Genomic DNA, 22851 nt, shown 5'->3' on the forward strand with positions numbered 1-22851 from the left:
CGCCGTCCAATGCTACAGAATGCCTGTCACTGCTGCCCGGCGACCTCGACGGGCATTTATTGCAAAGTGTGTTGCTCGACAAACACTTGCGGCTCCATGCCTTCACGGCTGACCAGGCGATTCAGTTCGACCATGGGCAGTCGCACGCTTAGCAGGCTGCGCCCTTCTTCATCATGCTCTTCACTCTGCACGGCGCCCAAGGCAAAGAATTGCGCGCGCAAGCGGGCAAAACGCTGCTCCAGGCACAGGGTACCGACAAACAGATCTTCCCCCAGCAACTCGGCAATCGCCTGGCCAACCAGCTCCAGGCCACGCCCATCGCGTGCCGATACCCAGACCCGTTCCGGCTTGCCATCGGCATTGCGCTGGATCTGTGGCTCGACATCTTCGAGCAAGTCGAGTTTGTTATAGACCTCGAGGATCGGCAACCCTTCGGCGCCAATCTCGCCCAACACCGCCAGCACCTGCTCGATCTGTTCCATGCGCTCTGGCTCATGGGCGTCGATCACATGCACCAGCAGGTCAGAGTTGCTCGACTCTTCGAGCGTAGCCCGAAATGCCTCGACCAGCTTGTGCGGCAGGTGGCGAATGAAGCCCACGGTGTCGGCCAGCACGATCGGCCCCAGGTCGTTGAGCTCGAGCCGGCGCAGGGTCGGGTCGAGGGTGGCGAACAGCTGATCCGCGGCGTACACCTCGGATTCGGTCAGGGCGTTGAACAGCGTGGACTTGCCGGCGTTGGTGTAGCCCACCAGCGATACCGACGGGATATCCGCGCGCTTGCGCCCGCGGCGCGCCTGCTCGCGCTGGCTGCGTACCTTCTCCAGGCGGGATTTGATCTGGCGAATGCGCACCCGCAGCAGGCGGCGGTCGGTTTCCAGCTGGGTCTCACCCGGGCCGCGCAGGCCGATACCACCTTTTTGTCGCTCAAGGTGGGTCCAGCCGCGCACCAGCCGCGTGCTCATGTGCTCCAGCTGGGCCAGTTCAACCTGCAGCTTGCCTTCATGGGTACGCGCCCGTTGGGCGAAGATATCGAGGATCAGCCCGGTGCGGTCGAGCACACGACACTCGAACACACGTTCGAGGTTGCGCTCCTGACTGGGCGTGAGGGTGTGATTGAAAATCACCAGGTCTACCTGCTCGGCATGGACCAGGTCGTGCAACTCCTCGACCTTGCCACTGCCAATCAGGTATTTGGCGGAAGGCTGATGCCTTGTCACCGTGACCAGCGAGACGATGTCGGCACCCGCCGACAATGCCAGTTCCTGAAACTCCTGCGGGTCTTCGCGCGCCTCAGGGTTCTGACCTTCCAAGTGAACGAGCAGCGCCCGCTCACCACCACCGTGGCGCTCAAAGAACAATGCAGGCTCCTATCAGGCGTTGCCTGGCTCGCTGTCGCCGTGTTCGGAGTCGGACGGGCTTGGCAGGCGAACCGGACGGGCAGGAACCACGGTCGAAATGGCGTGCTTGTAGACCATCTGGCTGACGGTGTTCTTCAGCAGTACCACGAACTGGTCGAAGGATTCGATCGAACCCTGCAGTTTGATGCCGTTGACCAGGTAGATGGATACTGGGACCTTTTCTTTTCTCAAGGTATTCAAGTAAGGGTCTTGTAGCGAATGCCCTTTTGACATATGCCGCACTCCTGTAAGGATAAATAATAGAAAATCAATAAAATCGATAAATTAGGCCGCCCCTTCGCAAGAATAGACGGCAATCAGCAGGGACTCAGCTCAATATGGAGATGGCCCCAAGGTATTTCAAGGTGCGGGACAGATTGTCGCAGGCCAGGCTGTCAAGCCAGTGTACTTCAGGCCAGCCACGCAACCAGGTGAACTGCCGCTTGGCCAGCTGCCGGGTAGCAATGATACCGCGTTCACGCATCTCATTCTCAGTCAGCTTGCCGTCGAGGTAATCCCAGACCTGCCGATAACCCACTGCCCGTATAGACGGCAGCCCGGCGTGCAAGTCACTTCTGGCTCGCAGCGATCGGACCTCGTCGACGAAGCCCTGTTCCAGCATCTGTGAAAATCGTAACGCAATTCGTTGATGCAAAATGTGACGATCTGTAGGAGCAATCGCCAAACTCGCGACAGTATAGGGCAAATGCCCGCCAGCGCCTGCGTCTGCGCCGCTACTTTCCGCGAATTGACGCTGGCGATGGGCTGTCATGCTTTCGCCGCTCACCCGGTATACCTCCAGCGCCCGGATCAACCGCTGCGGGTCGTTGGGGTGGATGCGCGCCGCCGACTCGGGGTCGACTTCAGCCAATTGGCGATGCAGTTCTGCCAGCCCGAGGGCTTCGGCCTGGGCCTCCAGCTCGGCACGCACCGCCGCATCGGCCGCCGGCATGTCGGCCAGGCCATCGATCAATGCCTTGTAATAGAGCATGGTGCCGCCGACCAGCAGCGGGATCTTGCCGCGCGCGGTGATCTCGGCCATGGCTTCCAGGGCATCGGCGCGGAACTGCGCGGCCGAATAGCTCTCGGCTGGGTCACGAATGTCGATCAGCCGGTGCGGGTGAGCGGCGAGGATTTCTTTCGACGGTTTGGCCGAACCGATGTCCATGCCGCGGTAGACCAGCGCCGAGTCGACGCTGATCAACTCGCACGGCAGGACCTTGGTCAGCTCGATGGCCAGGTCGGTCTTGCCGGCCGCCGTCGGGCCCATCAGGAATATTGCAGGGGGCTTGCCGCTCATTTCATCGACCGCGCAGGAAGAGTTTGTCCAGGTCGTCCAGGCCCATCTGGGTCCAGGTGGGACGGCCATGGTTGCACTGGCCGCTGCGCTCGGTGTTTTCCATGTCGCGCAGCAGGGCGTTCATCTCGGGAATGGCCAGGCGCCGGTTGGCGCGCACGGCGCCGTGGCAGGCCATGGTGCCGAGCAGTTCGTTGAGGTGCGCCTGGATACGGTCGCTGGTGCCGTACTCCATCAGGTCGGCGAGCACATCTTGCACCAGGCGGTTGGCCTCGGCTTGCTTGAGCAAGGCCGGGATCTGGCGGATTGCCAAGGTCTCGGGGCCAAGGCGCTGCAGCTCGAAGCCCAGGCGCTGGAACCACTGCGCGTGTTCTTCGGCGCAGTCGGCTTCGCGCTGACTCAGGGCCAGGGTTTCCGGCACCAGCAGCGGCTGGCCGCTGAGGCCCTCGCTGGCCATGGCCACCTTCAGGCGCTCGTACATGATGCGCTCGTGGGCGGCGTGCATGTCCACCAGCACCAGGCCAACGGCGTTCTCGGCCAGGATGTAGATGCCCTTGAGCTGGGCCAGCGCGTAGCCCAATGGCGGGATATCACCCTGGCTTTCGGGCAGCGCAGAAGGCGTAGCCACGCCTTCGCTCATGGGTTTGTAAAACTCGCGATACACCGCCTGCGCCTCGGCGGCCGGCAGCGGCTGCGAAGGGCGCGGGGTGTACTGATACTGGTAACCGGTGCCGCTGCCGCCATTGGAAATTGCATGCTGTGGCGCCTGGGGCTGTTCAAGTACCGGCGAAGCCAGGCGCATTTCGCCCTGCGGGCCGAACTCACCAGCCTGCTGGCCAGTGGGGCGAGCCGCCTCAGGCACGGCGGCAGGCGCGGCCAGTTGGTCTTCCGGGCGCACATCGGCCAAAGCACGGTGCAGGGTGCCATACAGGAAGTCGTGCACCGAGCGCCCTTCGCGGAAGCGCACCTCGTGCTTGGTCGGGTGCACGTTGACGTCGACGCCGTTGGGCTCCAGCTCCAGGAACAGCACAAACGTCGGGTGCCGGCCATTGAACAGCACGTCACGGTAGGCCTGGCGCACGGCGTGCGCGACCAGCTTGTCGCGAACCGCACGGCCGTTGACGAAGAAGTACTGCAGGTCTGCCTGGCTGCGCGAGAAGGTCGGCAGGCCGACCCAGCCCCACAAGCGCAGGCCATTGCGCTCGACGTCGATCGGCAGCGCCTGCTCCATGAAGCCCGGGCCGCAGATGGCGCCGACCCGCCGCGCACGGGCGGTTTCGTCATGAGCCTCGTGCAGGCTGAGGATGCTCTTGCCGTTGTGGCGTAGGTGGAAGCCGACATCGAAACGCGCCAGCGCCAGCCGGCGGATCACTTCCTGCAGGTGATCGAATTCGGTTTTCTCGGCCTTGAGGAACTTGCGCCGGGCCGGGGTATTGAAGAACAGGTCGCGCACTTCCACCGAAGTACCTACCGGGTGCGCCGCCGGCTGCACCCGCGGGGTCATGTCGCGGCCTTCGGTTTCTACCTGCCAGGCCTCGGTGGCACTGGCGGTACGCGAGGTCATGGTCAAGCGCGCTACCGAGCTGATCGATGCCAGGGCCTCGCCACGGAAGCCCAGGCTCATCACACCTTCAAGGTCTTCAAGCTCGCGGATCTTGCTGGTGGCGTGACGGGCCAGGGCCAGCGGCAGGTCGTCAGCAGAAATACCACTGCCATCGTCCCGCACTTTCAGCAGCTTGACGCCGCCCTGCTCCACTTCCACGTCAATGCGCCGGGCACCAGAGTCCAGGCTGTTTTCCAGCAGTTCCTTGGCGACAGAGGCCGGCCGCTCGACAACCTCGCCGGCGGCAATCTGGTTGGCCAGCCGCGGGCTGAGCAGCTGGATGCGCGAACCACCACTCATTGCGAGGCCAATGTGGTGGCGGGGACATCGAGGCGCTGGCCGACCTTCAGCTCATCGGTCTTGAGGCTGTTGGTGCTGCGCAGGCTGGCCACGCTGACCTGGTAGCGCACGGCGAGCATCGCCAGGGTCTCGCCAGGGCGCACCGTGTGCTCACGTGGGCCAGCAGCGATCTTGCCGGTGTCACGCAGCCAGGCGATATAGGTACCAGGCGGCGGGTTCTGCTGGAAGAACTGGCGCACACCGGTATGAATCGAACGGGCCAGCGCCTGCTGATGGCTGCGGGTGGCCAGCTTGGCCGCCTCGTTGGCGTTGGAGATGAACCCGGTTTCGACGAGAATCGACGGGATATCCGGCGACTTCAGCACCATGAAGCCCGCCTGCTCCACGCGCTGCTTGTGCAGCGAGGTGATGCGGCCCATGTTGCCCAGTACCTTCTGCCCGACATTCAGGCTGGAGCTGAGCGTGGCAGTCATCGACAGGTCAAGCAGCACGCCCGCGAGCATGCGGTCTTTGTCGTCGAGGCTGACGTTGCCGGCACCACCGATCAGGTCAGAGCGGTTTTCCGTGTCGGCCAGCCAACGTGCAGTCTCGGAGGTAGCGCCACGGTCGGACAGGGCGAATACCGAGGCACCGAATGCGGCCTTGGATGGCGCGGCGTCGGCGTGGATCGAGACGAACAGGTCGGCGCCCTTCTTGCGAGCAATCTCGGTGCGCTTGCGCAGCGGGATGAAGTAGTCACCGGTACGGGTCAACTCGGCGCGGAAGCCCCTTTCGGTGTTGATCTGGCGCTGCAACTCCTGGGCAATCTGCAGCACGATGTCTTTTTCATGCTGGCCGCGCGAGCCGGAAGCGCCTGGGTCTTCGCCGCCGTGGCCGGCGTCGATGGCAATCACGATGTCACGCTTGCCATTAGGCACTGGCGGCAACTTGATGGCAGGCTGGGCCGGGGTCACCGGCACCGCAGGCGTGGTCGCAGGCGTTTGCACCGGGGCTGGAGCCGGAGGCGGCGCGCTGGCCGCAATGGCATCGGCCTCCTGGTCGTACAGATCGACCACCAGGCGGTTGCCGTACTGGGCATTGGGCGCCAGGGTGAAGCTTTTCGGGGTGACCGACTTTTTCAGGTCGACCACCACGCGCAGGTCGGTCGGCGTGCGCTGGGCCGAACGCACACTGCTGATCGGCGTGTTGGAGGTGGCCACGTTCAATGGCGCAGCCAGGGTCGCGCCATTGATGTCGATAACCAGGCGATCAGGTGCGCTCAGGGTGAAGACGCTGTGCTGCACGGGGCCAGACAGGTCGAAGACCAGCCGCGTGTTGTCTGGCGCGCGCCACAGGCGCACGCTCTTGACTTGAGTGACGGCCAGAGCGTCAACGGTCACCGTTGTCAGCAGCAGCCCAACGATGGCGACCAGTGCGCGTATGCGCATACCTACCCCACTTACTGTTTATAGTGTTCGGCCAGTGCCACGCACCAGGCCTCGCCGCGAGCCCCCCGCGGCGAAAGGTTCAGCGAGCGTCCGCCCGCTTGGGGGCTTATGGTAATGGTCAGGTCAGGCTTTGGCAAAACGCCCGCACCCTTTTGTGGCCACTCGAACAGGCACAGCGGGTCGCCCTCGAAATAGTCACGAATACCCATGAACTCCAGCTCTTCCGGATCGACCAGGCGATACAGGTCGAAATGGAAAGCCCGCACCTCGCCGATTTCGTAGGGTTCGACCACGGTAAAGGTCGGGCTTTTCACTGCACCAGTATGGCCCAGGCCACGGATCAGGCCACGCGACAGCGTGGTTTTACCCGCGCCCAGGTCACCTTCCAGGAAAATCACGCCGCGACCGCCGGTCACTTCGGCCAGTTTTGCGCCGAATTTGACCGTGGCTTCTTCATCGGCCAGAAACAGGTTTAAGCCAGACACGCAGAATGCTCCTCCAACAACTCACGAATGACCGGCGCCAGATCACTGGCCGCCAGGCCTCTACCATTTATACCCAGGCGTTCGCCGGCACAGGCGTGCAGCCATGTTCCCAGGCAAGCCGCGTTCCAGGCGTCCAGGCCTTGGGCCAACAGCGCCGCCAGGACGCCAGTCAGCACATCGCCCAGGCCCGCGCCGGCCATTGCCGGGTGGCCACGCTCGCACAGCGCTAGCTGACCGGCCGGGTCCGCCACCAGGGTGCCAGCCCCTTTGAGCACGCAGACGCTGTTATAGCGGCGCGCCAGCTTGCGCGCGGCCCCCGGGCGGTCGGCCTGCACTGCCTCGGTGGAAATCCCCAACAGCCGCGCCGCCTCCCCTGGGTGTGGGGTGAGGATGCTGCCGCTGGGCAGCGCCAGCGGAGTACGTGCCAGCAAATTCAGGGCATCGGCATCCCAAACCTGCGGCCGGTCGGCATTGGCTACCGCCGACAACAGGCTGCGGCCCCACGCCGCCTGCCCCAGGCCGGGGCCGACCACCAGCACCGTAGCGCGCTCCAGCACGCCCATCAGCTGGTTGGCTGAACTTGCGCCCAGGCACATGACCTCGGGCAGGCGCGCCAGGCTCGCGCCAACGTGCTCGGGCCGGGTCGCCACGCTGACCAGCCCGGCACCGCAGCGCAGTGCGGCTTCGGCGCTGAGCAGTACAGCACCACCGGTACCGAGGTCGCCACCGACCACCAGCACATGGCCGAAGTCACCTTTATGGGCATGCGCATGCCGTGCCGGCAGGTGCGCGACGGTCACGCTGCTGAGCAGTTGCGGGGCATGGCTTGGGTGTTTGGTCTGCGGCATGGGGTCAAAGGCTCCAATGTCTGGCAGAATTATACGCACCTGAGCCCGTATTGCCTGCCCATCCATGTCCGCCTCTACACCTGACCTCGCCCAATTGGCCCAATCGATCAAGATTTGGGGCCAGGAACTCGGTTTTGCCCACGTCGGCATCGCCGGGATCGACCTTGGCGAACACGAACACCACCTGCAACGCTGGCTCGACGCTGGCTACCAGGGCGAGATGGAGTACCTGGGCGCACACGGCAGCAAGCGCGCGCACCCCGAACAGCTGATCCCCGGCACGGTGCGCGTGGTGTCGTTGCGCATGGACTACCTGCCCGGTGACACCCAGATGGCACAGCGCCTGGCACAGCCAGAGAAAGCCTACGTGTCGCGCTACGCCCTGGGCCGGGATTACCACAAGCTGGTGCGCAAGCGCGTGCAGTTTCTTGCCGACCGTATCCAGGAAGCCATCGGCCCGTTCGGTTACCGCGCTTTCGTCGACAGTGCCCCAGTGCTGGAAAAGGCCCTGGCCGAACAGGCCGGGCTTGGCTGGATCGGCAAGAACACCCTGCTGCTCAACCGCAAGGCGGGCAGTTACTTCTTCCTCGCCGAGCTGTTCGTCGACTTGCCATTGCCGGTGGACGAAGCCACCACCAGCGAACACTGCGGGCGTTGCCAGGCCTGCCTGGACATCTGCCCGACCCAGGCGTTTGTCGGGCCGTACGTGCTGGATGCGCGGCGCTGCATCTCGTACCTGACCATCGAGTTGCGCGGCCCCATTCCTGTGGAGCTGCGTTCAAAGATGGGCAACCGGGTGTTCGGTTGTGATGACTGCCAGATCGTCTGCCCGTGGAACCGCTTTGCCAAGCACAGCCAGGAGCAGGACTTCCAGCCACGGCATGGGCTGGAGAATGCCGAGCTGGCCGAGATGTTCCTGTGGGATGAGCGGACTTTCCTGCGCAAGACCGAGGGCGGGCCGTTGCGCCGGGCAGGGTATGAGCGGTTCTTGCGCAACCTGGCGGTGGGCTTGGGCAATGCGCCTTCGACCATTCCGGTGATCGAGGCGCTGAAGGCGCGCCGCGAGGATGCCTCGGAGCTGGTGCGCGAGCATGTCGAGTGGGCACTGGCCCAGCACGGCATTCAATAGCTACTTGGTCCCCTGTGGGAGCGGGTTTACCCGCGAAGAAGCCACCGCGGTGGATGGCACGGGCTGCGCCCGTGTTCGCGGGTGAACCCGCTCCCACAGGGGCCCTGTCGCGCCTGCAACTGCGTCACTGCTGGTCGTTATAGTGGAACTTGGGCATTTCCCAGTGGAAACGAATCGCCAGCAAGCGCACCAGGAACCCGCCAAACAAGGTCAGCAGCATCGCCTGCTCCGCCGGCACCTTGAAGTACACGCAGCCCAGGTAGAACCATGCCGCCGCAAACGACACGCTGGCGTACAGCTCGCGGCGGAACACCAGCGGAATGTCGTTGCAGAAGATATCCCGCAAGATGCCGCCGAACACCCCGGTAATCACCCCGCTGATCGACGCCACCAGCATGCCCTGCCCCATTTCCAGCGCGGTCATGCAGCCAATCAGGGTAAAGGCCACCAGGCCCAGGGCATCAAGCACCAGGAACAGCGAGCGCAGCCGGCGCATCATCGGCGCAATGAAGATGGTCAGCAGCGCGGCAAAGCTGGTCAGCACCAGGTACTCCGGGTGCTTCACCCAGGTCAGCGGGTAATGCCCGAGCAGCACGTCGCGCACCGAGCCGCCCCCCAGGGCGGTGACGCAGGCGATCAGCACCACGCCGAACCAGTCCATGCCGCGGCGCCCGGCAGACAACGCGCCGGTCATGGCTTCGGCGGTGATGGCGATGAGGTAGAGCATCAACAACATGGTGCGAGTCCGTGCGACAAAGGCGCGCAGTCTAACCAGTTGCCCATGGCACCAAAAGGGGGCGCAGGCACAATATCTGCGCCCTTTCGGCTCACAGCTTGATGAAGTGCTCGCGGTAGTGGCGCAACTCGGCGATCGATTCGCGGATATCGTCCAGCGCCAGGTGGGTGTTGCCCTTCTTGAAGCTGTCACGCACCGTTGGCGCCCAGCGTGCGGCCAGCTCCTTCAGGGTGGAGACATCCAGGTTGCGGTAGTGGAAGTAGTTTTCCAGGTTGCGCATGTGACGGTAGAGGAAGCGGCGGTCCTGGCAGATGCTGTTGCCGCAGATCGGCGATTTGCCTTTAGGCACCCACTGCTCAAGGAAGGCGATGGTCTGCGCCTCGGCTTCGGCCATGCTGACCTTGCTCTCGCGCACGCGCTGGGTCAGGCCCGAAGCGCCATGGGTACGGGTGTTCCACTCGTCCATGCGTGCCAGCACTTCATCACTGTGGTGGATGGCGATCACTGGCCCTTCGGCCAAGGTGTTCAGTTCGCTGTCGGTGACGATGGTGGCCATCTCGATGATGACGTCGCTGTCAGGATCCAGGCCGGTCATTTCCAGGTCGATCCAGATCAGGTTCTGTGGGTTTTGCATGCAGGGGCTCCTCATATAGGCCGTCATATTAGCCTAGTGGCCAAGGCGCGCCCATTCACTGCCCACCCACAACACATAAGGTAAGCGGAATAGTCGAACGCCTGGCGTGCTAAACTGCCTGCCGTTTTCAATGCCCTACCCCGGGCCTTTCTCACGGTACCTTCATGGCCAAACGCCAGCTCAATCGCCGCCAGAACTGGCGGATCGAAAAAATCCAGGGTGAGCGCGCCGCTCGCGCCGCCAAACGCGAGCAGCATGTGCTGCAGGAACTGGAGGGTGGTGACCTGGGGCCGGAGCAACTGGGCCTGGTGATCGCGCACTTTGGCGTGCAGGTAGAAGTGGAAGCCCAGGACGGCGAAGCCGCAGGCCAGGTATTCCGCTGCCACTTGCGCGCCAACCTGCCGGCGCTGGTCACCGGCGACCGCGTCGTCTGGCGTGCAGGCAACCAGGGCATTGGCGTGATCGTGGCGCAGATGCCGCGCAGCACCGAGTTGTGCCGGCCCAACAACCATGGCCAGTTGAAGCCGGTGGCGGCCAACGTCGACCTGATCGTGATCGTCTTCGCCCCCGCCCCGGAACCGCACCCGAACCTGATCGACCGTTACCTGGTAGCCGCCGAGCACGCCGGGCTGCGCCCGCTGCTGCTGCTGAACAAGGCCGACCTGATCAACGACGAGAATGGCCCTGGCCTGCATGCACTGCTGGAGGTGTACCGCGAACTGGGCTACCCGCTGCTGGAAGTCTCGGCGCACCACGGTGATGGCATGCAACGCCTGCAGCAACAGCTTGACGGTCACATCAGCGTGTTCGTCGGCCAGTCGGGGGTGGGCAAGTCGTCGCTGGTCAACAGCCTGCTGCCAGATGCCGGTACCCGTGTCGGCGACCTGTCGGAATGGTCGGGCCAGGGCACCCACACCACCACCACCGCGCGCCTGTACCACTTCCCCAACGGCGGCGACCTGATCGACTCACCGGGTATCCGCGAGTTCGGCCTTGGTCATGTCAGCCGCAGTGATGTGGAAGATGGCTTCATCGAGTTCCGCGACCTGTTCGGCACCTGCCGCTTCCGCGACTGCAAGCATGATCGCGAACCGGGCTGCGCGCTGCTCAAGGCACTGGACGAGGGGCGCATCAAGCCCCAGCGCATGAATAGCTACCGCTCGATCATTGCCAGCCTGGCAGAAGACGCCTACTAACCTGCCAGCCCCCACAGTTTTTGCGCCGGCCTCAGCTGCAGCGCGATCCTGTGGGAGCGGCCTTGTGTCGCGAAAGGGGCGCGCAGCGGCCCCAGATATCAGTATTAAGCAAATATTGCCGGGGCCGCGTTGCGGCCCTATCGCGACACAAGGCCGCTCCCACAAGAGACCGCACAGGGCGACCAAGGGGTTACTGCTCCCTGGCCTCATCCATCTTCAGCGCGCCATCTTCGAAGATGTTCAGTTTCTGGCGCAGCTCACGCGGTTGCATGGGCGCTTGCTCGGTGCCGGCACCCGCCCCTGGCGCAGCCGGTGCCGGAGCACCCGGCGCTGCAGGCTCGGCAGCCGGGGCTTCCGGCGCACCCTGCTCACCCTCGATATTGCGCTGGGCTTTCTTGGTCAGCACGATGATGTCGATACGGCGGTTGACCGGGTTGAACGGGTCCTTGCGGTCGAACAGCGACGATGAGGCGTAACCCACCACCCGCGCCACCTGACCGTCCGGGTAACCACCGGCCACCAGCGCACGGCGCGCGGCATTGGCGCGGTTGGCCGACAGCTCCCAGTTGCCGAACTCGCCCGTGCCGGCATACGGCTTGGCATCGGTGTGGCCGCTGATGCTGATCTTGTTCGGCACGGCCTTGATGGTGTCGGCCATGGCCAGCAGGATGTCTTCGAAGTACGGCTGCAGGCGCGCGCTGCCAATGTCGAACATTGGGCGGTTCTCGGCATCCATGATCTGGATACGCAGGCCATCCTGGGTGATCTCGAACAGGATCTGGTCCTTGAACTTCTGCAGCTGCGGGTTCTCTTCCACCTTGTTCTGCAACTCTTGCAGCAGCAGCTCCAGGCGCTCGCGCTCGACCTGCTCGGCCATGGTCTCGACCTGCTCTTTGTTCAGCTGGACGGTGGTGTCAGGGGTCGGCTCGGACTTCACTTCCGGGTTGATGGTTTTTTCCGGCGCCAGCTCCGGCGAGCCGCCCAGGTCGATGATGTAGGGCGTGCCGCTTTCCGAGAAACCGATCGGGTCCTTGAAATAGCCGGCAATGGCGATCTTCTGCTCAGGCGTGGCAGTGGACAACAGCCACAGCACCAGGAAAAACGCCATCATCGCCGTGGCGAAGTCGGCGAAGGCGATTTTCCAGGCGCCGCCGTGGTGGCCGCCGCCAAAGCGCTTGACGCGCTTGACGATGATGGGCTGATTGTTCTCCATGACTCAGCGACCGCGAACCGCTTGTTCCAGCTCGGCGAAACTTGGGCGGTGCTTGGGGTACAGCACTTTGCGCCCGAACTCGACCGCCAGCGAAGGCGGCATGCCCGAGGCCGAGGCAACCAGCGACGCCTTGATCGATTCGTAAAGGTTCAGCTCTTCCTTGGCGTCGTGCTCCAGGCACTTGGCCAATGGGCCGAAAAAGCCGTAGGCAGCCAGAATACCGAAGAAAGTACCCACCAGCGCCGCACCCACGTGCATACCGATGGCTGCCTGGTCGCCATCGCCCAGCGAGGCCATGGTCACCACGATACCCAATACCGCCGCGACAATACCAAAACCGGGCATGCCGTCTGCGATGCCGGTCACCGCATGGGAGGGGTGCTCAAGCTCTTCCTTCATGCTCAGCAGTTCCATGTCGAACAGGCCCTCGAGTTCGTGCGGGGCCATGTTGCCGGTGGACATGATGCGCAGGTAGTCACAGACGAAGGCTGTCATGCGCTCATCGGCCAGCACCGTCGGGTACTTGGCAAAGATCGGGCTGGCGGCCGCGTCCTCGATGTCGGCCTCGATGGCCATCATGCCTTCACGACGGCTCTTGTTGAGGATCTCGTACACCAGGCCCAGCACCTCCAGGTAGAAGGCATGGCTGAAACGCGAGCCGAACATTTTCATCGACTTCTTGATGACGTGCATGGTCATGTGGCCTGGGTTGGCCTGCAAGAATGCACCAAAGGCTGCACCGCCGATGATCAGCACTTCGAACGGCTGGATCAGCGCCGCGATCTTGCCGTGGGAGAGCACGTATCCGCCGAGCACGCTCGCGAATACGACGATGATGCCGATAATTTTAGCCATAGGTTCAAAGCACTTGCTGTCGTGGTCAGGGAGAGAGACGGGAGCTTTAAAACTCTTCTTCTACTTATCGGCAGAACTGCGCCAGACTATAGCCACTCAATGCGAAAAGCCAGTTCGGACTGATGTCAAAATGCCAATTGAAACCAAGGTGCCCGCTCAGGCCCCACGTACGCTAGAGGCCTGGGTAAAGCTGCTGGAGAGTGTTCGAATCCCCGTGCCGAAGCACAGCTACGACCGGGTCATGGCCGCCATCCACGATAGCCGCCGCTCGCTGCGCGATATCGCCGAACTGATGCAAGATAGCCCGGCCCTGGTGCTCTCGGTGATGCGCGAAGCCAACCACCCCACCAATGCCAGCCAGGCCGAACCCGCCGAAAGCCTGGAAATCGCCCTCAACCGCCTGGGCCTGGAGCGCACCGAACAGTTGCTCAAGCGCCTGCCCTCCGTGCCCCTTGAAGAAATCCCGCCGGTACTGTGCCAGTTCCAGCTGATCAGCCAGCACGCCTCGCAGCAAGCCAGCGGCCTGTTCGCCAGCCGCCTGGCGCGCTTGTGGCAGGAAATTCACTGGGGCAGCCTGCTGTTCCTGGCGCCACTCTGGCCGCTGGCGCTGGCCTACCCCAAGCTGCTCGACAGCTGGGAACTGCGGGTTATCCACAAAGGTGAAGATGCCACCCTTGTAGAAGAAGAACTGTTTGGCGTACGCATCATGGCGCTGTGTCAGACCATGGCCGAGTACTGGCGCCTGCCCCAATGGGTGACTCAGGGTTACCGGCTGCTGCTTGAGGAGCGCGAACAACTGGCCCAGGTGCTTGCCATTGCCCGCGACCAGGACCTGCTTAGCCAGCAACACCGGCTTGATGAAGAACCCGGCCTGCGCCGATGGTTCAACCAGCCAGCCAATACCGTGCTACTGGCCAACAACCTGGCCCTGGCCGCCCAGGTGGGCTGGGACAACCCGCACCTGCTGCGTTGGCAGCTGTTGACCGCACTGTATTTGCAGACATCCCTGGAAGATGTGCAGCAGCAAGTGCACCAGCAGGCCGCGGCCAGCGCCCGCCGTCATGCCCGGCATGCCCTGTTCCACCCGGCCGAAGCGCTGATCTGGCCCTGGCACCAGCGCCGCCCCCACCCGGACATGCTGGCGCCGCCACCGCCCAGCAGCGAAGAACTGGCACGCTGGCGCAAGCTGTGCCAGGACCTGCTGGCCCAACCCAGCCCCTTCACCAACACCGTGCACCTGGCCACCCAGGCCCGCGAAGCCCTGCTGGCCTGCGGCATGCAGCGCATCATGCTGCTGAGCCTGGACAAAGCCAGTGACTACCTGCGGGTGCAGCAGGTCGCCGGCCTGCCCAAGGAGGCCGGCGCGCTGGCCTTGCAGGTATCGCAGAACAAGCTGCTGCAGAAACTGCTGTCCAAAGCCGGCCAATTGCGTATCACGCCAGAGAACCACACACAGTTCCTGGCCCTGCTACCCAGCCCCCTGCGCGCACTGTTTCGCAGCGAGCACGTATTGCTGCGCTCGCTGGCAGTGAACGACCAGGTGCTGATGCTGATGGTGGCCGACCAAGGCTGCCGGCCTTTGGCCGATATCAGCGTGCAAGCGTTCGGCAAGACCGCGCAATGCATCGAGCGGGCCCTGTCGGTGTTTGCCACCCGCAAGGCCTGAGCCTTGCGCTACAATCGCCCCTCTTTCCACACTGGAGACCGTGGATGACTGACTTTTCCGGCCTGCCCCTGGTGATCGAAGCCGACGACCTGCTACCGCGCCTGGATTCGCCACAGCTGATCCTGGTCGACCTGAGCAGTGCCAACCGCTATGTCAGCGGCCATATCCCCGGTGCACGCTTCGTCGAAGGCAAGCGCACCCAGCTTGGCCAGCCACCTGCCCCCGGCCTGCTGCCGGCCTTGGGCGAGCTGGAAAAACTGTTCAGCGAACTCGGCCATCGCGACGATGCCGTGTACGTGGTGTATGACGATGAAGGCGGCGGCTGGGCCGGGCGCTTCATCTGGCTGCTCGATGTGATCGGCCACAAGGCTTGTCACTACCTCAATGGCGGTATCCAGGCCTGGCCAGCCGACAAGCTTTCCACCGAGGTGCCCGCCAGCGGCACCACCCCAGTGCGCCTGCACATCCACAGCGAGCCAACTGCCACCCGCGAGTACCTGCAAAGCCGCCTGGGCGCCGATGACCTGGTCATCTGGGACGCCCGCGGCCCGCAGGAATTCAACGGCGAGAAAGTGCTGGCAGCCAAGGGCGGCCACATCCCCGGCGCAGTCAACTTCGAGTGGACCGCCGGCATGGACCTCAACGACCACCTGCGCATCCGCCAGGACATCGCCGAAGTCCTGCAGAACCTGGGCATCACTCCTGACAAGGAAGTGATCACCCACTGCCAGACCCACCGCCGCTCCGGTTTCACTTATCTGGTGGCCAAGGCCCTCGGCTACCCACGCGTCAAGGCCTATGCCGGCTCGTGGAGCGAATGGGGCAACCACCCGGACACGCCTGTAGAAGTTTAAGGAACCTGCATGAAATCCCGTTTGTTCATCATCAGCCAGTACCTGCTGCCGCACCACCTGCTGTCGCGGCTGGCCGGCTGCATTGCCGAGTGCCGCGTGCGCTGGTTCAAGAACGCCTTTACCGCCTGGTTCGCCAAACGCTACCAGGTCAACATGAGCGAAGCGCTGGTCGAAGACCTGAGCGCCTACGAGCACTTCAATGCGTTCTTCACCCGTGCCCTGAAGCCAGGTGCCCGCCCGCTGGACGAAACCCCGGGCGCCATCCTGTGCCCGGCCGACGGTGCCGTCAGCCAGCTCGGCCCGATCGAGCACGGCCGCATCTTCCAGGCCAAAGGCCACGGCTACAGCGCGCAGGAACTGCTGGGTGGTGACCCGGCCATGGCCGCGCCGTTCATGGGCGGCGAGTTCGCCACCATCTACCTGTCGCCCAAGGACTACCACCGCGTGCACATGCCGCTGGCCGGTACCCTGCGCGAAATGGTCTACGTGCCGGGCCGCCTGTTCTCGGTCAACCAGACCACTGCAGAGAACGTTCCCGAGCTGTTCGCCCGTAACGAGCGCGTGGTCTGCCTGTTCGACACCGAGCGCGGGCCAATGGCCGTGGTGCTGGTTGGCGCGATGATCGTTGCTTCGATCGAAACCGTGTGGGCCGGGCTGGTCACACCGCCCAAGCGTGAGCTGAAGACCTTCCGTTACGACGAAGCCAGCCGTGCGCCGATCCACCTGGAGAAAGGTGCCGAGCTGGGCCGCTTCAAGCTGGGCTCGACCGCCATCGTGCTGTTCGGGCCGGAGCAGGTGAAGTGGGCTGAAAGCCTGGGCGCGGGTTCTGCAGTGCGCATGGGGCAGCAGTTGGCGGCGCCTGCGCAAGCTTGATTGCCTGACCGATCCTTGGGGCTGCTTTGCAGCCCAATCGCGACACAAGGCCGCTCCCACAGGAAGAATGCGACCCCCTGTAGGAGCGGCCTTGTGTCGCGATTGGGCCGCAAAGCGGCCCTCAGCTTTTCGGATCAGCCGCGCGCGTCGCGGTCGCGCAGGCCCAGCAGGTACAGCACGCCATCCAGCCCCAGGGTGGAAATCGCCTGCTTGGCCGACTGGCGTACCAGCGGCTTGGCGCGGAACGCCACACCCAGGCCGGCCAGCGAAAGCATCGGCAGGTCGTTGGCACCGTCACCCACGGCAATGGTCTGCTCCAGCTGCAAGCCTTCTTCGCTGGTCAGCTTCTGCAGCAGCTCGGCCTTGCGCTGGGCATCCACGATAGGCTCCACGGCCACGCCGGTCACCTTGCCATCAACCACTTCCAACTCGTTGGCGAACACATAGTCAATACCCAGGCGCGCCTGCACCTGGCGGGCAAAGTAGGTAAAGCCACCGGATAGAATCGCCGTCTTGTAGCCCAGGCGCTTGAGTTCGGCGAACAGGTTTTCAGCCCCTTCGGTCAGGCGCAGCGACGCACCGATCTCGTCCAGCACGCCCACATCCAGGCCCTTGAGCAGCGCCATGCGCTCTTTGAAGCTGGCGCGGAAGTCCAGTTCACCGCGCATGGCACGCTCGGTGATTGCCGCTACCTGCTCACCCACGCCAGCCGCCTTGGCCAGTTCGTCGATGACTTCGGCCTCGATCAGCGTCGAGTCCATGTCGAATACTGCCAGGCGGCGGTTACGGCGGAACAGGTCGTCCTTCTGGAAGGCGATGTCGATGTTCAGTTCTTCGGCCAAGGCGAAGAAGTCGGCACGCAGGGCCTGGGCATCGCTCGGCACGCCGCGCACGGAGATCTCGATGGCCGCCTTGCCTTTGTCGGTTTCGCCATCCAGTGCCACTCGCGCCGACAGGCGCTCGATGCGCTCGATGGTCAGGCCGTACTGGCTGATCACTGCACTCACCCGCTGCAGCTGCTCGGGGGTGATCTTGCGGCTAAGCAGGGTAACGATGTGGCGCGCTTCGCCCTGGCCATCGGCCCAGTGCTGGTAATCCGCCTCGGAAATCGGCGTGTAGCGGGCCTGCAGGTTCAGTTCGTGGGCCTTGGCCTGCACGCTTTGCAGCAGTGCGGTAGCCACTTCGTTGTCCGGGATATCGACCAGGATGCCGAACGACAAGGTGCCGTGCATGACCGCCAGGCCGATGTCGAGGATACTCACACCGCCCTGCAGCAGGACGCCGGTGATAGCCGCAGTGAGACCGGGACGGTCCTCACCGGTGATGTTGATCAGGACGATTTCGCGCACAACCTGGCTCCGACTTCGATGAAAAATGCGCATTCTACCGATTTTCCATGACCATCGGGCGCCAACGATACTTTGCCGACAAAACCCGGCTCGCTATACTGCCCCACACTTTCCTGCCATTAAGAGCCGAGCTCAGTGAACCGGCCCACGCCCGTCAAACCAGACAACTTCTTCCTGATGATCTATCGTGCCCTGAGTCAACGTCGTGTGCCGCTGGCACTACGCATCGCCTGCACCAACATCTTCCTGGTGGCGCTGGCGCTGGTGATCTATGCCTGCGTGATGGGCCTGCAGTTCAAGCAGGCCATGCACGAACAGGCCGACGCCCTGGGTCAGAGCCTGACTACCCAGACTGCTACCTCGGCGACCGAGCTGCTGGTGTCCAACGACATCCTCAGCCTCAACGTGCTGCTGGGCAACCTGGTGAAAAACCCGCTGGTCGCCCATGCGGCAATCTACAGCGTGGACAACCGCATCCTCGCCGAAGCCGGCCAGCGCCCGCGCAACAGCCTGCTGGGCGAGGCCGAAGGCCTGTACCAGACCAAGATCACCTTCCAGGACGTGACCGCCGGGCAGCTGCGCATCAGCCTGGACATGAGCCAGTTCCAGCAGCCGATGCTGATCAGCCTGCAGAGCATGGGCATTCTAGCCGCCATCCTGCTGGCCCTGGCCTTGGCCCTCAGCTTGCGCCAGGGCCGCTTCATCACCCTGCCGCTGCTGCAGCTGCGGGTATGGCTGCGCGACCCGCAGTACTACACCCCGGCCACCGACCGCCAGGACGAAATCGGCGACATCGCCCGCCAGTTGCATGCGCGCCTGGCACCGCCACCGCCACCTGAGCCAGAACCGGAGGAAGAGGACGACGAGCAGTTCGACGACCTGCACGAGGCCGCCCCGGCCCCCAAGGCTGCGCCACGCGCCAAGATTGCCGCCCTGGAAGACGAGGATGACGACGAAGCCTTCGCTGGCCTGCTGGACGACGACACTGCGCCCAAAGCCGCCGTGGTCGAGTCCAATGAGCCGCAGTACAGCGCAGTGCTTGCCGTACAACTGGGCTCGCAGGAGCAACTGCGCCGCCTGCCGCGCACACGCCTGACCGAGCTGACAGAGCGCTACCGTGACTGCCTGGAGCATGCCGCCTCGCTGTACGACGGTGAAACTCACACGCTCAACGATGGCAGCACCCTGGTGCTGTTCCACAGCCGCGAGTGTGGCGAGGACTACCTGACCAACGCCATTTGTTGCGGTGAATTGCTGCGCGCCCTGGGCCATGCCCTGCAGATCGAAGTGGCCGACAGCGGTATTACCCTGCAACTGCAGTTGGGCCTGGCCCTGGGCGACGACCTGCAAGGGTTGGAGATGGTGGATTTGCTGATGGCCGAGAAGGCCCAGGATGCCCTGGCGCTGTCGCAGCACAGCCGCAACCTGTTGCTGGTCGAGCGGCAGATCAGCGATGACGTGCTGATTCGCCAGCGCGCCCGCATACGCCCGATTGCCAGCCCGGAAGGTGCTTGCTGTGTTGAGCGCCTGATGGAGCCTTACCCGTCGATGCTGGAACGCCAGCTGGCACGGATGCACGAGCGTCGGGCCTGACATTGGGATCTTGGGGCCGCTTTGCGGCCCTTTCGCGACACAAGGCCGCTCCCACAATGGATCGCATTCATCCTGTGGCAAATCACCCAGGCCTTTGGGCTGCGCTATCGCGCAGAGAGCTGATGTTGGCAGGCGCTCCGCGCACCCTGTGGGAGCGGCCTTGTGTCGCGAAAGGGCTGCAAAGCAGCCCCAGCAGTTTCAGATACAAAAAAGCCCGCAACGATGCGGGCTTTTTTGTATCTGGCAGTTCGATCAGAACCGATAGACTTCCATATCGGTGCGAATCGGCGAGGCCATCGGGATCTTGGATTTCTCCGGCGCCTTCTTCACCTGCACCGGCGCAGCGGGCTTTTTAGGCGATTCTTCGGCAATCGCCGGCTGGTTGGCCAGCGGCTTCACCGCCGTGCTCAGCTGTTCGGCCAGCTTCTGCAGCAATTGGCCCTGGGCCTGCACCTGCGACGACTCGCTACCCTCGTGCGGCTGCTCGAGGTGAACGATACGGTTGTCACGCACATGGCCACGGCGGTCGAGCAGGCGCCACTGGGCATCCAGGATGGCCGGCTGGTCCTTGCCCGAGTCCAGGCGAGTGATCGACAGCAGCACTTGTACGTCCGGGCTGAAACCGGCAGTTGCCGGGGCCAGCACCACGCGCTGGCTGTCCAGGCGCCAGGCGAGCTGGCGCACCAGCAGCTGGTCGATATCCGACGAAAGGCTGCCAGCCCAACGACCGTCGGTCGCCGCGCTCAGGCTGCCGTCGGCCTGACGCTGCAGGAACGTCTCGCGCTGCAGGTAATCGGCTACCGATACCGGGCCGAGCACCACGGCCATGCCTGCACTCTGCGAAGGCTGGCCAGGATCACCACTGTCGAGCTGGTACAGGGCAACCGGCTGATGCATGGTGCACCCGCCAAGGCCCAGCAGGCCAGTCATCAACAGCGCAAATGGAAGGCGCAGAAATTTCATCATCCCATCCAGGCGGTCGCCACCAGGCACACCGCAGTGATACATGTAGATTCAAACGGGCACACGGCCACGCCGGCACCGCAAGGGCCATATCATCCGCGAAATAACCGTCCGACTCCAGTGTTTCTGCCTGGAACGGCGCTGTAATTGCCGTTCCAGACATTTCAACCGGTTACGCCGGCACCTCCACCTGCAACCCATCGACGCGCTGGAACCCGCGTGGCAGCTTGCTGCCACGTCGTCCACGCTCGCCCTTGTAATGCTCCAGGTCGTCCGCTTTCAGGGATAGCGTACGCTTGCCGGCTTGCAATACAAGGGTTGCACCTTCGGCAATCACCGCCAGATCGGTGACAAATTCTTCACGGCTGGCCACCCGGTCGCCCGGCACGCCAATAATCTTATTGCCCTTGCCCTTGCCCAGCTGCGGCAAGTCGCTGACCTTGAACACCAGCAGACGGCCTTCGGTGGTCACCGCCGCCAGCCAGTCCTGCTCACGGTTGGCCACCGGGCGCGGGGTCATGACCTTGGCCCCGTTGGGCAGGCTGAGCAAGCCCTTGCCGGCCTTGTTCTTGGCCTGCAGGTCTTCGCCCTTGACCACGAAGCCGTAGCCGGCGTCCGAAGCCACCACGTACAGCGCGTCGTCTTCAGGCAGCAGCACACATTCGAAGGTAGCCCCCGGTGGTGGCGTCAGGCGGCCAGTCAGCGGTTCACCCTGGCCACGCGCAGATGGCAGGCTGTGCGCTGCCAGCGAGTAGCTGCGGCCAGTGGAGTCGATAAGCACGGCAAACTGGTTGGAGCGCCCGGCGGCGGCGGCTTTGAAGCCGTCGCCGGCCTTGTACGAAAGGCCCGTGGCGTCGATGTCGTGGCCCTTGGCGCAGCGCACCCAGCCCTTTTCCGAGAGCACCACGGTGACTGGCTCGGTCGGCATCAGCTCGTTTTCCGACAGCGCCTTGGCTTCGGCGCGCTCGACAATTGGCGAGCGGCGGTCGTCGCCGTAGGTTTCGGCGTCCTTGATCAGTTCGCTGCGCACCAGCTTGCGCAGCTTGGCCTCGCTACCCAGCAGGGCCTGCAGCTTGGCTTGCTCCTTCAGCAGTTCGTCCTGCTCGCCGCGGATCTTCATCTCTTCCAGGCGCGCCAGCTGCCGCAGGCGGGTCTCGAGGATGTAGTCGGCCTGGATCTCGGTCAGCTCGAAGCGCTCGATCAGGGCCTGCTTGGGGTGTTCTTCGGTACGGATGATGTGGATCACTTCATCCAGGTTGAGGAACGCGGTGAGCAAACCGTCCAACAGGTGCAGGCGCTTCTCGACCTTGTCCAGGCGGTGCTGCAGGCGGCGACGAACGGTATTGGTGCGGAACTCCAGCCACTCAACCAGAATCGCCCGCAGGTTCTTCAGCTGCGGCCGGCCGTCGAGGCCGATGATATTGACGTTTACCCGGTAGCTGCTCTCCAGGTCGGTGGTGGCGAACAGGTGCTGCATCAGCTCGTCGGCGTCCACGCGGTTGGAGCGCGGGATGATGACGATGCGGCACGGGTTCTCGTGGTCCGACTCGTCGCGCAGATCGGCGACCATCGGCAGCTTCTTGGCCTGCATTTGTGCGGCGATCTGCTCCAGCACCTTGGCCCCGGAGACCTGGTGCGGCAGCGCGGTGACGACGATGTCGCCATCTTCGACGCGGTACACGGCGCGCATGCGGATCGAGCCGCGGCCGCTTTCGTACATCTTGAGGATTTCTGCCCGCGGCGTGACGATTTCGGCCTCGGTCGGGTAGTCCGGCCCCTGGATATGCTCGCACAGCTGCTCGATGGTGGCCTTGGGCTCGTCGAGCAGGCGCACGCAGGCGCTGGCCACTTCACGCAGGTTGTGCGGCGGCACGTCGGTGGCCATGCCCACGGCGATACCGGTAGTACCGTTGAGCAGGATGTTGGGCAGGCGCGCTGGCAGCACGGCCGGCTCCTGCAGGGTGCCGTCGAAGTTCGGTACCCAGTCCACGGTGCCCTGGCCCACTTCGCTGAGCAGCACTTCGGCGTAACGCGACAGCCGTGCTTCGGTGTAACGCATGGCGGCGAACGACTTCGGATCGTCCGGTGCACCCCAGTTGCCCTGGCCGTCGACCAGGGTGTAGCGGTAGCTGAACGGCTGCGCCATCAGCACCATGGCCTCGTAGCAGGCCGAGTCGCCGTGGGGGTGGAACTTGCCGAGCACGTCACCGACGGTACGCGCCGACTTCTTGTGCTTGGCATCGGCATCGAGCCCCAACTCGCTCATGGCGTAGACGATGCGTCGCTGCACCGGCTTCAGGCCATCGCCGATGTGCGGCAAGGCGCGGTCCATGATCACGTACATGGAGTAGTTGAGGTAGGCCTGTTCGGTGAAGTCAGCCAGCGAGCGGCGTTCTACGCCGTCCAGGCTGAGTTCCAGTGAGTCGCTCATGC

Annotated in this window: 20 protein-coding genes; 6 read left to right on the plus strand and 14 right to left on the minus strand. The window is 63.9% G+C overall.

The features are described from left to right. Positions 1 to 56: 56 nt before the first annotated feature. The 7 genes from hflX to ABE456_RS12675 all read right to left on the minus strand — a co-directional run bounded on the left by hflX (position 57) and on the right by ABE456_RS12675 (position 7357). A complete protein-coding gene (gene hflX, locus ABE456_RS12645; RefSeq protein ID WP_346644221.1) occupies positions 57 to 1358 on the minus strand; it encodes a ribosome rescue GTPase HflX in 1302 nt (433 codons plus the stop codon). Positions 1359 to 1370: 12 nt separating this feature from the next. Then, complete coding sequence (gene hfq, locus ABE456_RS12650) at positions 1371 to 1631, minus strand: RNA chaperone Hfq (protein WP_003258160.1); 261 nt, start codon at positions 1629 to 1631, stop codon at positions 1371 to 1373. 94 nt (positions 1632 to 1725) lie between these two features. Then, complete coding sequence (miaA, locus tag ABE456_RS12655) at positions 1726 to 2697, minus strand: tRNA (adenosine(37)-N6)-dimethylallyltransferase MiaA (protein ID WP_346644222.1); 972 nt, start codon at positions 2695 to 2697, stop codon at positions 1726 to 1728. A 1-nt stretch (position 2698) separates the two neighbouring features. Next, positions 2699 to 4597 carry a DNA mismatch repair endonuclease MutL gene (mutL, locus tag ABE456_RS12660; RefSeq protein ID WP_346644223.1) on the minus strand — a complete coding sequence of 633 codons (1899 nt, stop codon included), beginning with the start codon at positions 4595 to 4597 and terminating at the stop codon, positions 2699 to 2701. Further along, the gene (locus ABE456_RS12665) at positions 4594 to 6024 is read right to left on the minus strand and encodes an N-acetylmuramoyl-L-alanine amidase (protein ID WP_346644224.1); all 1431 of its coding nucleotides are present in this window, start codon (positions 6022 to 6024) and stop codon (positions 4594 to 4596) included. Before ABE456_RS12665 ends, mutL begins: the two co-directional genes overlap by 4 nt. An 11-nt stretch (positions 6025 to 6035) precedes the next feature. Continuing rightward, the gene (tsaE, locus tag ABE456_RS12670; protein WP_346644225.1) at positions 6036 to 6509 is read right to left on the minus strand and encodes a tRNA (adenosine(37)-N6)-threonylcarbamoyltransferase complex ATPase subunit type 1 TsaE; all 474 of its coding nucleotides are present in this window, start codon (positions 6507 to 6509) and stop codon (positions 6036 to 6038) included. Further along, complete coding sequence (locus ABE456_RS12675; RefSeq protein ID WP_346644226.1) at positions 6497 to 7357, minus strand: NAD(P)H-hydrate dehydratase; 861 nt, start codon at positions 7355 to 7357, stop codon at positions 6497 to 6499. The genes tsaE and ABE456_RS12675 overlap by 13 nt, the downstream gene beginning before the upstream one ends. A 64-nt stretch (positions 7358 to 7421) precedes the next feature. Here ABE456_RS12675 and queG point away from each other — a divergent pair, with 64 nt between their 5' ends. Then, positions 7422 to 8486, plus strand: coding sequence for a tRNA epoxyqueuosine(34) reductase QueG (gene queG, locus ABE456_RS12680; protein WP_346644227.1), 1065 nt, complete (start codon positions 7422 to 7424; stop codon positions 8484 to 8486). 124 nt (positions 8487 to 8610) lie between these two features. On the opposite strand, the gene ABE456_RS12685 is transcribed toward queG, so the two are convergent. Then, positions 8611 to 9222, minus strand: a complete 612-nt coding sequence (locus tag ABE456_RS12685; RefSeq protein ID WP_003249516.1) for a trimeric intracellular cation channel family protein — start codon at positions 9220 to 9222, stop codon at positions 8611 to 8613. A gap of 91 nt (positions 9223 to 9313) precedes the next feature. Then, positions 9314 to 9856 (minus strand): oligoribonuclease, encoded by a 543-nt coding sequence (gene orn / locus ABE456_RS12690; RefSeq protein WP_346644228.1) that lies wholly within the window; start codon positions 9854 to 9856, stop codon positions 9314 to 9316. 164 nt (positions 9857 to 10020) lie between these two features. On the opposite strand from orn, the gene rsgA reads away from it, so the two are divergent. Beyond that, positions 10021 to 11052 (plus strand): small ribosomal subunit biogenesis GTPase RsgA, encoded by a 1032-nt coding sequence (gene rsgA, locus ABE456_RS12695; protein WP_346644229.1) that lies wholly within the window; start codon positions 10021 to 10023, stop codon positions 11050 to 11052. Positions 11053 to 11242: 190 nt separating this feature from the next. On the opposite strand, the gene motB is transcribed toward rsgA, so the two are convergent. Both motB and motA read right to left on the minus strand, forming a co-directional pair. Next, positions 11243 to 12265, minus strand: coding sequence for a flagellar motor protein MotB (motB, locus tag ABE456_RS12700; protein WP_346644230.1), 1023 nt, complete (start codon positions 12263 to 12265; stop codon positions 11243 to 11245). 3 nt (positions 12266 to 12268) lie between these two features. After that, positions 12269 to 13120 (minus strand): flagellar motor stator protein MotA, encoded by an 852-nt coding sequence (gene motA, locus ABE456_RS12705; protein ID WP_003249507.1) that lies wholly within the window; start codon positions 13118 to 13120, stop codon positions 12269 to 12271. A 130-nt stretch (positions 13121 to 13250) separates the two neighbouring features. On the opposite strand from motA, the gene ABE456_RS12710 reads away from it, so the two are divergent. From ABE456_RS12710 to asd, 3 genes are read left to right on the plus strand one after another with little or no spacing between them, the layout of a single operon-like run. Then, entirely contained in the window at positions 13251 to 14786 is a 1536-nt protein-coding gene (locus ABE456_RS12710) for an HDOD domain-containing protein (RefSeq protein ID WP_346644231.1), read from the plus strand. Between the two features lie 44 nt (positions 14787 to 14830). Further along, the gene (locus ABE456_RS12715) at positions 14831 to 15640 is read left to right on the plus strand and encodes a rhodanese-like domain-containing protein (protein WP_346644232.1); all 810 of its coding nucleotides are present in this window, start codon (positions 14831 to 14833) and stop codon (positions 15638 to 15640) included. A gap of 9 nt (positions 15641 to 15649) precedes the next feature. Beyond that, positions 15650 to 16513 carry an archaetidylserine decarboxylase gene (gene asd / locus ABE456_RS12720; protein ID WP_346644233.1) on the plus strand — a complete coding sequence of 288 codons (864 nt, stop codon included), beginning with the start codon at positions 15650 to 15652 and terminating at the stop codon, positions 16511 to 16513. Positions 16514 to 16647: 134 nt separating this feature from the next. Here the strand turns inward: asd and serB are convergent, their stop codons facing one another. Continuing rightward, positions 16648 to 17862: a phosphoserine phosphatase SerB gene (gene serB, locus ABE456_RS12725; RefSeq protein WP_346644234.1), complete on the minus strand. Its 1215-nt coding sequence runs from the start codon at positions 17860 to 17862 to the stop codon at positions 16648 to 16650. Between the two features lie 135 nt (positions 17863 to 17997). Here serB and ABE456_RS12730 point away from each other — a divergent pair, with 135 nt between their 5' ends. Beyond that, positions 17998 to 19455: an AhpA/YtjB family protein gene (locus ABE456_RS12730; protein ID WP_346644235.1), complete on the plus strand. Its 1458-nt coding sequence runs from the start codon at positions 17998 to 18000 to the stop codon at positions 19453 to 19455. A gap of 252 nt (positions 19456 to 19707) precedes the next feature. On the opposite strand, the gene ABE456_RS12735 is transcribed toward ABE456_RS12730, so the two are convergent. Further along, positions 19708 to 20418 (minus strand): PqiC family protein, encoded by a 711-nt coding sequence (locus ABE456_RS12735; protein ID WP_119371612.1) that lies wholly within the window; start codon positions 20416 to 20418, stop codon positions 19708 to 19710. Between the two features lie 172 nt (positions 20419 to 20590). Then, a complete protein-coding gene (gene parC, locus ABE456_RS12740) occupies positions 20591 to 22849 on the minus strand; it encodes a DNA topoisomerase IV subunit A (protein ID WP_346644236.1) in 2259 nt (752 codons plus the stop codon). Positions 22850 to 22851 lie beyond the last annotated feature (2 nt).

This window comes from Pseudomonas sp. TWI929, assembly GCF_039673335.1.
Taxonomy (GTDB): domain Bacteria; phylum Pseudomonadota; class Gammaproteobacteria; order Pseudomonadales; family Pseudomonadaceae; genus Aquipseudomonas.

Bases quoted from the DNA above. Each gene is read 5' to 3' on its own strand.
- hfq (WP_003258160.1), bottom strand. From the start codon at position 1,631: ATGTCAAAAGGGCATTCGCTACAAGACCCTTACTTGAATACCTTGAGA.
- asd (WP_346644233.1), top strand. From the start codon at position 15,650: ATGAAATCCCGTTTGTTCATCATCAGCCAGTACCTGCTGCCGCACCAC.
- miaA (WP_346644222.1), bottom strand. From the start codon at position 2,697: ATGAGCGGCAAGCCCCCTGCAATATTCCTGATGGGCCCGACGGCGGCC.
- mutL (WP_346644223.1), bottom strand. From the start codon at position 4,597: ATGAGTGGTGGTTCGCGCATCCAGCTGCTCAGCCCGCGGCTGGCCAAC.
- rsgA (WP_346644229.1), top strand. From the start codon at position 10,021: ATGGCCAAACGCCAGCTCAATCGCCGCCAGAACTGGCGGATCGAAAAA.
- orn (WP_346644228.1), bottom strand. From the start codon at position 9,856: ATGCAAAACCCACAGAACCTGATCTGGATCGACCTGGAAATGACCGGC.
- motB (WP_346644230.1), bottom strand. From the start codon at position 12,265: ATGGAGAACAATCAGCCCATCATCGTCAAGCGCGTCAAGCGCTTTGGC.
- ABE456_RS12710 (WP_346644231.1), top strand. From the start codon at position 13,251: ATGCCAATTGAAACCAAGGTGCCCGCTCAGGCCCCACGTACGCTAGAG.
- motA (WP_003249507.1), bottom strand. From the start codon at position 13,120: ATGGCTAAAATTATCGGCATCATCGTCGTATTCGCGAGCGTGCTCGGC.
- ABE456_RS12715 (WP_346644232.1), top strand. From the start codon at position 14,831: ATGACTGACTTTTCCGGCCTGCCCCTGGTGATCGAAGCCGACGACCTG.
- ABE456_RS12665 (WP_346644224.1), bottom strand. From the start codon at position 6,024: ATGCGCATACGCGCACTGGTCGCCATCGTTGGGCTGCTGCTGACAACG.
- ABE456_RS12685 (WP_003249516.1), bottom strand. From the start codon at position 9,222: ATGTTGTTGATGCTCTACCTCATCGCCATCACCGCCGAAGCCATGACC.
- ABE456_RS12735 (WP_119371612.1), bottom strand. From the start codon at position 20,418: ATGAAATTTCTGCGCCTTCCATTTGCGCTGTTGATGACTGGCCTGCTG.
- queG (WP_346644227.1), top strand. From the start codon at position 7,422: ATGTCCGCCTCTACACCTGACCTCGCCCAATTGGCCCAATCGATCAAG.
- parC (WP_346644236.1), bottom strand. From the start codon at position 22,849: ATGAGCGACTCACTGGAACTCAGCCTGGACGGCGTAGAACGCCGCTCG.
- ABE456_RS12675 (WP_346644226.1), bottom strand. From the start codon at position 7,357: ATGCCGCAGACCAAACACCCAAGCCATGCCCCGCAACTGCTCAGCAGC.